General features: G+C 58.2%; 3 protein-coding genes. All 3 read right to left on the bottom strand.

The genetic code is table 11. The features are described from left to right. Positions 1-18: 18 nt before the first annotated feature. The gene (locus AABA21_RS11540; RefSeq protein ID WP_338251018.1) at positions 19-984 is read right to left on the bottom strand and encodes a phosphopantetheine-binding protein; all 966 of its coding nucleotides are present in this window, start codon (positions 982-984) and stop codon (positions 19-21) included. Positions 985-1,031: 47 nt separating this feature from the next. After that, positions 1,032-9,737, bottom strand: a complete 8,706-nt coding sequence (locus tag AABA21_RS11535) for an amino acid adenylation domain-containing protein (RefSeq protein ID WP_338249979.1) — start codon at positions 9,735-9,737, stop codon at positions 1,032-1,034. 140 nt (positions 9,738-9,877) lie between these two features. Continuing rightward, positions 9,878-12,064, bottom strand: a complete 2,187-nt coding sequence (locus tag AABA21_RS11530; protein ID WP_338249977.1) for an MFS transporter — start codon at positions 12,062-12,064, stop codon at positions 9,878-9,880. Positions 12,065-12,092: the final 28 nt, after the last annotated feature.

Here is a 12,092-nt window from a genome sequence, read left to right as displayed (position 1 = left end):
GTAGGTAAAGGGCCATACTTAGTTTTCGGTTGGCAACTCGCCAAGCTGGGCCAGGATCTGCAGCAGGTCGGTGTTTTCAGCTTCGGCCAGCTCCTGCTGGATAATAGCTTCGGCGAAACTGGCAATGGTCGGCGCGGCGAACAGTGTGCGTAGGGGCATCTCGGTCTGCAGTTCGCGGCGCACATGAGAGATGATCTGGGTCGCCAGCAATGATTGACCACCCAGGGCGAAAAAGTCGTCGTGCCGTCCAACGCGTTCAACGTGTAGCACCTGCTTCCAGATGGTCGCCAGCGTCTCTTCGATTGGTGTAATGGGAGCCTCGTACGCCGTCTGCAAAATAACCTCTGGATCTGGCAGCGCCTGGCGGTCCACTTTACCGGTGGACGCAATGGGAAACTCGTCCAGGAAGACATAGGCCGCCGGCACCAGGTACTCTGGCAGATTCTTTCTCAGATAGCGCTGCACTTCCTCGCCACTGACCGGCTGGTCAGCTTCGTTCAGCAGGTATGCGACCAGTTGCTGTGCTCCGGAACTGTTCTCTCGAGCCACTACCAGGGCATCGCGAACGGCGGGATGGCGCGTCAGCACGGCCACGATCTCTTCGGGTTCGATCCTGAAGCCGTGCAGCTTTATCTGCTGATCGTTGCGGCCCAGGTAGACAAGGTCGCCGCCCGGCAACATATGCACCAGGTCCCCGGTCTTATAGAGGCGGCTACCCGGCACCTGGCTGAATGGATCTGGCACAAAACGCTCGGCCGTCAGGTCCGCCCTGCCCTGATATCCCCGCGCCACTCCAACGCCACCGATGTAGAGCTCACCAATGCCGCCCGCCGGCACCAGCTTCGCCTGCTCGTCCAGGATGTAAAGCTGCGTATTGGCGATCGGCCGGCCAATGGGGATTGCTCCGTTGCGGGTATCCTGTGCCGGGATCTCGTAGACGCAACAGCCAACCACCGTCTCCGTCGGTCCATATTCGTTGAACAGGCGCAGTGCGGGATCGGCTTTTTGCCAGAAGCGTATCTGTTCCGATCCTAGCGCCTCCCCCCGATAATCAGGGCTTTACTGCTCCGCGCCACCTGTTCCTCAAGCAGAAGATGGCTCAGCGCGGATAGATGAGCGGGCGTTAACTTGATAAGGCTCCATCTCTGACCAGTGGTGAAGGCGGCCTGTAGCGCTTCAATGCTTTGCGCCTCCGCCTGCTTCTCTGGCAACATCACTACGGATTGCCCGCTCAGCAGCGGCGCGAACAGGCTGCTGACCGTGAGATCAAAGTTAATGGCCGAGTAGACCGGGGCGCCACACCCTTCTGACATGGGGTAGGTATCTACGGCCCAGGCCAGATAGTTGTACATACCTTCATGCGTGACCAGCACGCCCTTCGGCGTTCCCGTAGATCCAGAGGTATAGATGATATACGCCAGTTGCGCTGGTAGGATGGCCTCATCCAGCGCTGTGCTGTCCATGCTCTGCCAATGCCGCTCGGGCTCGTCCAGACACAGCGATTGGCACGACAACGCATCCAATCGCGCCAGCCATTGACTCTGCGTGAGCAATAGCTCTATCTGCGCATCTCTCATCTGAAAGGCCAGGCGCTCTAGCGGACTTCTGGGATCTAATGGAACATACGCGCCCCCCGCTTTCAACACGCCGAGCAGGGCCAGCGACAGCTCGATCGAGCGATCCAGGCAGATGCCAACCCTTGCCTCGTTCACCACCCCATGCAAACGCAGCAGCCGGGCAAGCTGATTGGACTGCGCCTCCAGCTCGGCATATGTCAATGTCCGCTCACCAGCCACAACCGCGCTGGCCTGTGGGGTCGTTGCGGCCTGCTGCGCGATCCTGTACAGCAGGGTATCAGTCCGGTACGTCGCTACCTCCGCTCCACGCGTGATGGAGAGCAGACGCTGCCTCTCTTCATCACTCATCAACTCATAGCTCAACACCCGCTTTTCTGGATCATGGACAAGCTCCTGCAGCAGGACCATGAAGTGCTGCGCCAGATCGATGATAGTGGATGCTTCAAACAGGTGCAGATTATATTCGAAGAGGGCGCTCATGCCTTCTCCTGGCAGCTCGGTCAGCGCCAGTGTGAGATCAAACTTGGTGGTTGGATTGCCGATCGCCAGGGACTCCATCTCCAGACCCGGCAGGTTCAGGTCTCCTTGCGGCGCGTTCTGCAGAATAAACATGACCTGGAACAGTGGATGATGGCTCAGGCTCCGTTTGGGCTGAATGGCATCGACGATCCGCTCAAATGGGAGCTCCTGGTGACGGAAGCCTTCCAGGCAGCTTTCGCGTACCCGCATCAACAGTTCACGAAAGGTGGGATCGCCTGACAGGCGCGTGCGCAGGGGCAGCGTATTAATAAAACAGCCAATCAGCCCTTCGGTCTCGCTCTGCGTTCTGCCTGCTACAGGCGTGCCGATCACCATGTCGTCCTGGCCGGTGTAGCGCAGCAGCAAAACCTGAAACGCGGACAGCAAGGTCATAAACAGGGTCGCCCCCGCCCGCACACTTAGCTCCTGAAGCTGCGCCGTCAACTCGGCGGGGATACGCAGGGTATGGGCCCGGCCTTCTTGCTTCTGAATGGCGGGACGCGCATAGTCAAGCGGCAACGCCAGCAGCTCAGGGGCTCCCTGTAAAGCGCTACGCCAGTAGCGTATCTGCTGTTCCAGCACGGCCCCCTGCAACCATTGGCGCTGCCAGAGCGCGTAATCCGCGTACTGAATAGGCAGCGCGGGTAGCTGCCCCTCTTCATCCAGCAGGGATGCGCTATAGAGCTGGCTCAACTCGTTGACCAGAATACCAATGGACCAGGCGTCGGCGATACAGTGGTGCAGGGTGAGCAGCAGGATGTGCTCGTCAGCAGCGATCTTCAGCAATTTGACGCGCAATAGGGATGGCTGCGTAAAATCAAACGGGGTCAGAGCTTCATCCATGATCAGGGTCTGCACTTCCTGTTCCTGTGCTTCCGCCGTTCCCGCGATGACCTGCACCTGCGGCAAGCTGATGACGAGCTCGGGCGTGATCACCTGCTGCAGCGTATCATCTAGCATCACCAGGGACGTACGCAAACTTTCATGGCGCTGGATCAGGGCGTTCAAGCATTGCTCCAGGCGCTCCACCTGCAAGCTACCAGATAGCTTGAGGGCAAACGGCAGCGTATAGGCCGGGCTCGTGGGCTCTAACTGGCTCAAGAACCAGAGCCGCTCCTGCGCGAATGAGAGTGGGATGATGGCGGGCCGCTCCTGAACCTGCAGGACCGGGAGCGCGTTCTGCTCCAGGTTGCTCTCCTGCAACATGGCCTCGATGTGCTGCGCGAGCTCGGCAATGGTAGGCGCTTCAAAGAGCAGCCGCAATTTTATGTCGAGGTGAAATACCTCGCGCATGCGGGCGATAATCCTGATCGCCATCAGCGAGTGGCCACCCAGCTCGAAAAAGTTGTCGTGCAGGCCAATCGCTTCCCTCTGCAGCAGCGGGGACCAGATACCGAGCAATAACTCCTCGACCTGGGATAGCGCGGGATTGTTTAGCGCGGCCTCCACAGCGATGCTCTGGCGCTCCACTGGCGCTGGGAGCGCGCGGCGGTCAACCTTGCCGTTCGTGTTCAGCGGCAGGGCGTCAAGCAATTCAATGCGCGTCGGCAACATATACTCGGGCAACCGCGCGCGCAAGAAGTGCCGCAGCTCAAACTCGCTGCTGAGAGATGAGGATGCATCCGCTTTCAGCTCGCAGTAGGCCACCAGCACCCTGTCATCTGGTGTATCTTCGCGCACGATAACGGCGCACTGCTGGATATGTGGATGCTGGAATAACGCCTGCTCAATCTCGCCCAGCTCAATGCGATAGCCACGGACCTTGACCTGGTGGTCGTTGCGGCCAATGAACTCGAGTTCTCCGTTGGGACGATAGCGCGCCAGGTCTCCCGTTCGATAGAGCCGCATCCCTGGTTCCTCGCTAAAGGGATCGGGCACAAACTTTTCGGCCGTCAGATCCGGTCGATGCAGATAACCGCGCGCCAGGCCGTTCCCTCCAAGATAGAGCTCTCCGATAACTCCAACTGGCACCGGCTGCTGGCTGGCATCGAGCAGATAGACCCGCGTATGAGCGATCGGGCGACCAATCGCCGGATTTGCGGTGGCGTCGCGCGCCTGCAGGGCAAAGGTCGAATACGTCGTGTCCTCCGATGGTCCATACAGATTGAAGATTCGCTGCGCCGCTGTGTGTTGATACAGTTCTTGTACCAGCGGCAGGGTCAGCGGCTCACCGGCCAGATTTATCGCCCGCACCGAGGCGGGGATAGCCTGCAGCCGCGCCAGTTCAGCCGCCGCCGAGGGCACGGTATTGATCAGGGTCACTTGTTGCGCGACCTCCAGAGTTGGGAGATGCAATATATCTTTAGCGAGGATTACCGTACCGCCGCTACTTAGTGGCACAAAGATTTCGAAGATGGAAAGGTCAAAGGTGATCGAGGTCGCCGCCAGCACGCCAGCCAGGTCCTCAGGCGCGAACACGTGCTGCGCCCATCTGACCAGCACGACCGGACTCTGATGGGTAATCGCTACGGCCTTTGGCGTTCCCGTCGATCCAGATGTGTAGATCAGATAGGCCAGATTCGCCGCGCTGACCCTGCTTGGAAGCTTTGTTTTTGGCTGGCCGGAAAGCCGCTCACCGAGCTCATCCAGGCAGAGTACCAGCCCCTCCACTAGCTCAAGCTGCTGTAGTAGACTGCTCTGGGTCAACACCAGTTGAATGCCGGCATCCTCGACACAAAAGCGGATGCGCCCGGCCGGGAAACGCACATCGAGTGGTACATAAGCTGCTCCGGATTTCAGGATCGCTAGCAGGCTCACGATCATCTGTGGAGTACGTTCCAGGCAGACCCCGATGCGCTGCTCGGCGCCGATCCCGCGTGCGTGCAGATAGTGCGCCAGCTGGTTGGCCCGCTCATCAAGCTCTTGATACGTCAGCTGTCCCCCTTCTGTCAGCACCGCGATCGCACCTGGCGTTCTGCTGGCCTGCCGCTCAAACAACGTGTGCAAACACAGGTCGGGGATAGTATCATGGACGGTCGCGTTCCACTCGCTGAGTATCTGCCGGCGTTCGGCCGCCGTGAGCAGTGGCAGTTCGCCGATCGGCAGATCTGGTGCAGCCATGGCGCTTTCCAGCAGACCCTGAAAGTGGGTGATCATGCGCGCGATCGTCTGCTCATCAAAAAGATCGACATTATATTCCACCACGCCACGCAGACCCTCGGGCGCCTCGCGCAGTTCAATGGTCAGATCCTGCTTGGCCGTGCGATTGCCGATCTCGATCAGTTCGGCCTGCAGACCCGGCCACGATAGCTCCTTGCGCGGCGTATTCTGATATACAAAGAGGACCTGAAAGAGGGGTGAATGACTCTGGCTGCGCTCCGGCTGCAGGGCCTCGACCAGCTTTTCAAAAGGCAGATCCTGATGGCTGTATGCGTCTAAAGCCACGTCCCTGACCATCGCCAGCAGCTCTCTCCATGTGAGCACCGCGTCTCCGCAGATGCGCAGCGGCAATGTATTGAGGAAGAGCCCGACCATCTGCTCGGTCTCCCGCTGGAGTCGGCCCGCCGTTGGCGTGCCTACCACGATATCATACTGACCTGTATAGCGCGCAAAGACCAGATAGAATCCGGCCAGCAAAGCCATAAAATTCGTTACGCCCTCTTCACGATTCAGATCCTGCAGCTCCTGACCCAGGGCCGGAGTCAGGCGGAAAGGATATAACGCGCCCTGGAAGGTCTGAACCGCTGGACGCGGCCGATCGGTGGGCAGGTCCAGCGTGGGAGGAGCGCCAGCCAGCCGCTGTTTCCAATAACTCAGCTGCGTCTCCAGTACGCTTCCCTGCAGCCAGCCACGCTGCCAGAGCGCGTAATCCGCGTACTGCAAGGGGAGCGGCTCCGGCTCGACTCTTTCCTGCCCCTCTTGTTGGCTGCGGTAGAAGGTCTGTAGCTCCTGCAGCACGATGTCGATCGACCAGCCATCAACAATAATATGATGGAACATGAGCAGCAGCACATGCTCTTGCTCATCGATTCGAAATAAGGTTATTCTCACCAATGTCTGGTCGAGCTGGAACGGTCGCTGCGCCTCTTCAGCTAAGCGGCGGCGCACCTCTAGCTGGCGCGCAGGTACCGCCATGTCTGCCAGGTCAACCATGGGTACGGCAACCGGAACGTATCCATGAATATGCTGGCTGCCGACTCCATCACGCGAGAGAATGGTGGTGCGCAGCGGCTCGTGGCGGGCAACCACGATATTCCATGCCTGCTCCAGGGCCACCAGCGAAAGGGGTCCATGCAACTGCAGGGCCAGGGAGATATTATAGAAAGGGTTATCAGGCTGCCATTGATTGAGAAACCAGAAGCGCTCCTGGGCAAACGAGAGCGGAACATCCTCGCCGCGCTCCATCGGCTTGAGCGCGGGGATCGATACGCTCTGTTCTGGCTTTCGGAGCGCCTCGATATGCTTCGCCAGTTTAGCGATCGTCGGCTGATCATAGATAGCACGTACCGGGAGTTCCAATTGCAAGATATCGCGCAGCCGTGCGACGACCTGCGTCGCCTGCAATGAGTGACCACCCAGGCGGAAGAAGTGATCGCTGCGTCCGATTCCCTCTACCTGCAAAACGGACGTCCAGATGCTGGCCAGAATCTCTTCCAGCGGCGTCTCTGGAGCGACATAGTTCTTTTTATTCGCGCTACTTTGCTGTTCCGGTGCCGGCAGCTGGCGTGGATCAATCTTTCCGGTGCTCGTCCTTGGCAATTTGTCTGAGAGCAGACAGATAGCTGGCAACATATATGGTGGCAGCTTTTCTTGCGCGCGTTGCTGCAATCTGGCCACCAGAGCTTGAGACGATGTTCGGGCGACGACATAAGCCACCAGGCGGGACTCTCCGGGCGTGTCTTCGCGCATGACCACGACACATTCCTGGACGGCCGGATCTTGCGTGAGCACGGATTCTATCTCGCCCGGCTCAATGCGGAAGCCGCGCAGCTTGATCTGCGCGTCCAGCCGTCCCATCACCTCTATTTCGCCGCCGGGCAGATAGCGGGCCTGGTCACCAGTGCGGTAGAGCCGTTCGCCGGGCTGCTGGCTAAATAGATGGGGCACAAAGCGCTCAGCGGTCAGCTCGGGTCGATCAAGATATCCCCGTGCCAGCGCCAGGCCACCTATATACAGCTCGCCGGGCAGACCGATCGCCGCCGGACGCCCCTCGGTATCCAGAATGTACGCCTGAACATTCCCCAGCGGCCTGCCTACCGGCACCCGCTGTCCGATAGGATTTGCGGGGCGCCCACTGGCCTGATACGTCAGTGCGGTAATCGTCGTCTCGGTCAATCCGTAGGCATTGTAAAGAGCGATGCGCTCATCGGCGCAAAGAAACCAGTTCTGTAGTTGCGCCGGCAGCGCCCGCTCGCTCCCGATCACGACGGCCCGCAGTATCTGCGGTGGACAACTATGCGCATGCGTCATTTCCGCCACCCAGGCATGCCAGTATGAGGAGGGGATGTTAATGACCGTCAGGTGTTCTTGCTCAAGATAGCGGTTGAAAGCGGCAGGCGCTGGTGGATAGGCCTCGGGCCACATCACAACCGTGGCGCCAATCGACCAGGAGGGGAGGCATTCCTCCAGAAAGACATCGAAGTTCAATGAAGCAAACTGCAACACCCGATCACTGGAGCGCAGATTGTATCTCTGAACGCAGGCCTGGCTATGATTGATCAGGGAGCGATGCGTACCAATCACTCCCTTTGGCGCACCGGTAGAGCCGGATGTATAGATCAGATAGGCTCCGTTGTCTGGATAGGTGAGCGTGTCCAGCGGCTCCATGCACTGTTGCGCTATGGCCGCCTGCTCACTATCTAGCAATACGGCACGCTCTGATGGATAGCCGCAGGCGGCCAGAAACTCGCTTCTCGTGATCAGCAGTTCTACCTGTGCATCCGCCAGCAGAAATGCGATGCGTTCCGGTGGATAGTGGGGATCAACAGGCAGATAGATCGCGCCAGCCTGCAGACAACTTAACAGGCTGATACAGAGATCGGGAGAGCGTTCCAGGCAAACGGCGATCCGTGCCTCTGGCCCGGAGCCGCGCTGGCGCAGATAGAGAGCCAGCTGGTTCGCGCGCTGTTCCAGTACCCGATAGCTATATGTTTCCGCTCCATACGTCAACGCGACCTCTTCAGGCGTAGCTTGCGCCTGTCGAGAGAAGAGCTCGCTCCAGTTGCGATACGCTGGATAGTCTTCAGCCGTCTGATTCCAGCTCACCAGTAAGGACTGTTTTTCGTGCTCGGTCAGCAGCGAGAAATCCTGTAGCTGCCGTTCTGGATACGTCAGAAATGCATCCAGCAGCATACAGAGATGCTCAAGCATGCGCGCGATCATCGGCGCCGCGAACTGCGTTGTTGAATAGCCTATATGCAATTCCAACCGCCGCCAGGCTCCCACCGCCAGTACCAGGGGATAGTTCGTTTGCTCTAGCATCTGTACGGCGCTCACATCGAGCGTCTGCGCCGCTTCTTGATCCTCTTCGGTGTTGAGAGGATAATTTTCAAACACCATCAGGCTCTCAAATAGCGGCTGCTCACGTGGCACATCGCTCCATCCCTGGATCTGTACCAGTGGACTGTAATCATACTGGCGCGTCTCCGCCTGCTGCATCTGCAAGCGAGTCAACCAGGTCAACAGCGCTTCCCGCGCCGGTATCTGCGCCCGTACGGGTAGCGTGTTGATGAACAGCCCGATCATATCTTCCGCGCCAGGCAGACTCAAAGGACGACCGTTAACAGTAGCTCCGAAGACGATATCATCCTGGCCGCTATAGCGGCTCAGCAGTAGCGACCAGGCTCCCTGTATCAGCGTATTCACGGTCAGGCGATGCTGTCTGGCAAACTGGCGTAAGGCGGTGGTCTTTTCGGTCGAGAGCGCGCGACCCTGCAGGGTCACGGATCGTCCACCGCTGAGATGCAGTCTGGGGAGGGCGGATGTTTGTTCCGCCTTATCTTCGTCGCTCAGCTGCGGCGCCACCCCCGTCGCCTGCTCGGGCAGTTCGCCCGCCGACTCAAGCGACAGCGGCGTGGGCGCGACAAAGCCTTTCAGGTAGCGACGCCAGAAGGCTTCGGCCGCTCCCAGGTCCTGCTGCTGCAGCCAGAGCAGATAGTCGTGATACGGTCTTCTGGCGCTCAGGACCGGTTCGCTTCCCCGTACGTACGCCTCGTAAGTAACCAGCACTTCACGCAGCGTCTCAGCCAGGGACCAGCCGTCGAGTAACAGGTGATGATAGGTGACGAGTAGATAGTATTCCTGATGAGCGATCCGCAGCAATGCGATGCGCAACAGAGGGGCCTGATTCATCTCAAAACCACGCTGACGATCGGCGGACAGCAGTTCATCCAGATACCCCTGCTGCGTCACGCTTGAATTGCCTCGCCAGTCCAGCTCTTGCCAGGGAAGGTCAGCCGTCTGTTGCACCACCTGTACAGGTTCGTCCAGGCCTTCCCAGACAAACAGCGTGCGCAATACCGCGTGACGTTGCTGAATAGATTGCCAGGCCTGCCGGAGCAGATCGGTCCGCAGTGCTCCCCGCAGATGATAGATGGCCTGCTCTATGTATACTCCGGAGTGAGGTGTGTAAACGGTGTGAAACAGCATACCGCGCTGCATCGGCGACAGCTCATAAATATCATCGATTGATTCGGCGATCATCCCATTGTCTCACATTCTGTATGCATGGGGCACGAGGGAGCTCAGCAGAGGCGCTATTAAGGCCCCTCATGCCCGCTGCATCTGGCAAAAGGTCTCTCTATACGCTTGATTATTAAACTCTGGTCTCGCCAACAGGCGCTCTAGAGTCCATTCCAATCCGTGAAGGCGGTTGGATGCACGCCAGGGCTGTTGTAGAGGATGACAATTGTTTGATGTTCTTTCAATGGAATGCTCGCGGGATCACCGCTATAGGTGCTACCATTTCCTCTGGCATCAAAGATGACAAAGCTAAGCGCATGATTGGCGTCTGTCTGATTGACCATGACCTGCGTCCGGCTCAAGGGCTGTCCCCACACACTGAAGAACTGGCCCAGCGTATAGGTGCGCGTATCTGGCAAATCGGCATGGATAATGCTGTCGTTCTCAAACACATGCAGTGGATATAAGCAATAGAGGTTCCCATTCGTGGCCAGCGCGGTTACGCCCGGCTGTTTGGGTGAGACGATGCCGATACCACGCGGCAGGGCCGCCAGCTTGCCGTCAATATAGACCGTCAGGCGCGTGCTCAGTTGCTGCTTCGTGGCTACCTGTGGCGCGCACTGCATGCCGCTGATCGACTGTCCATGCGCCGGCTGCCCACCGCTAATCGTAGCCGCGGCATCCGTCGAGCTGGGCGCCCAGATAGAGACCGGGATTAAGATCAGCAGACAGACCAGCAGTCCAAGCACACAGACAACGCTCTGCTTGCGGCCGGAACTGAGCCAGCCGGGACGCGCAATGTGCTCTACCAGAGGCTGATCGGCCTCTTCTTTTTGCTCGGACACTGGCTGTTCCTCGGCTTTTTCTTCCTGCACAATAGCCAGGGCCTCCATCTCTGCGGCCTCCTGCTGGGCCGTCAGAGCAACGGGTTCTTCCACATTCGCTTCGGCGGCCGCGACCTCCGACTCCGCCGCTTTGGGCTCGATCAGCTTGTAATCATTTAAGGTGACCATGGCCTGCAAACCACTCGTTAAGGCCAGTACCCCGACTATCAGAAAGATGGTGTCAATGGGTCCTAACGTCGTCCCCAGTACGGCGAGATGCTTGTTATGCAGGGGGGAAGTGACGAGCAGAGAGGCCAGCCCGATCGAGATCATGCCGGAAAACGTCGATAGCTGCCCGATGATGGCGTTGGCTCGACCGATCAGTTTGCGTGGCGTCACTTTCAGCAACAGGGGTCCAAAGGAAATATAGAAGGTGGCCTGCGACATGCCCGTAAAAAAGAGCACGACGAAGGCGGCATACACATTGTCCAGACGTGAATAGATGAGCAACAGGGTACCGGTTACGATGCCCGGAATCCAGAAGCCGCGTAGAATTCCCAGGCGCTTTTGTATCCGCGGGCCCACAAACAGCGCTCCCAGGATAGCTCCAATACCATAAACAACATCGATATAGACATATATATCAGGCGTCACATGCAGATTATTGGTAGCGAAAAAGAGGTTTAACGCGTTTAAGCCGCCAGCCCCAAGGGCGATAAATGAGAGCGAGACGCCGACCGCGATCAACACACCGTTGCCGCCCACAAAGCGCAACCCATCGACCATCTCGCGTATAAACCCGGCGGACTTCTTCTTGCCCTGTTCTTGCTCCTCTTTTTTGGTCTGCTCTGCCTTTTCAGGCCGGATCATAAAGAAACAGATGTAGGAGACCAGAAAAGAGGCCGCATTGATGATGATACACCATTGAATGCCCAGGGTAAAAAAGAGACCGGCCGCCAGTGGAGGTCCAACAATGGTGCCCAGGTTGTTCAGTACCTGGCCGCGCCCAAAGGCTCGCGGTAGCTCTGGTTCGTCGACGATATCATACAGCAGGATAAGCAGGGCGGGATTGACAAAGGGGTCACAGGAGCTCAGCAAGATGAGAATAAAGAAGGCGCAACCTAATTGAAAGAATGTCGCGGCATCGCTGCCCGAAGGGAAGGGTAAGGGGAAAACACCAGACGCGATGACCAGTGCCAGGACAATAAAAATACGGATGCCATCCATCCAGAGCAGGGTGCGGCGCTTGTCCCAACGATCAACGAAGACCCCCGCGACGGTCCCCATTAATAAAGCTACGATCTGCGGAATAAACGTTAATGCCCCAACGGCAAAGGCCGCCCAGGGAGCATTGCGCGCCAGGGTCGTAGCCACCCAGAGCAATAGAGCGATATCAAAAACAACATTGCCCAGTCGCGAGGTTGCCATACCCACCCACATAAAAGCATAGTTCCGATTGATAAGCAGGCGCGGCAACAAGGTAGGGGGCTTCTTCTGTGAGTCAACTGAAACAGTTACGCTCATTAGAGTCCTTTCTATATGATGGGCTGCA

The organism is Dictyobacter halimunensis (assembly GCF_036245075.1).
This window is presented reverse-complemented; position numbering and strand designations above follow the sequence as displayed.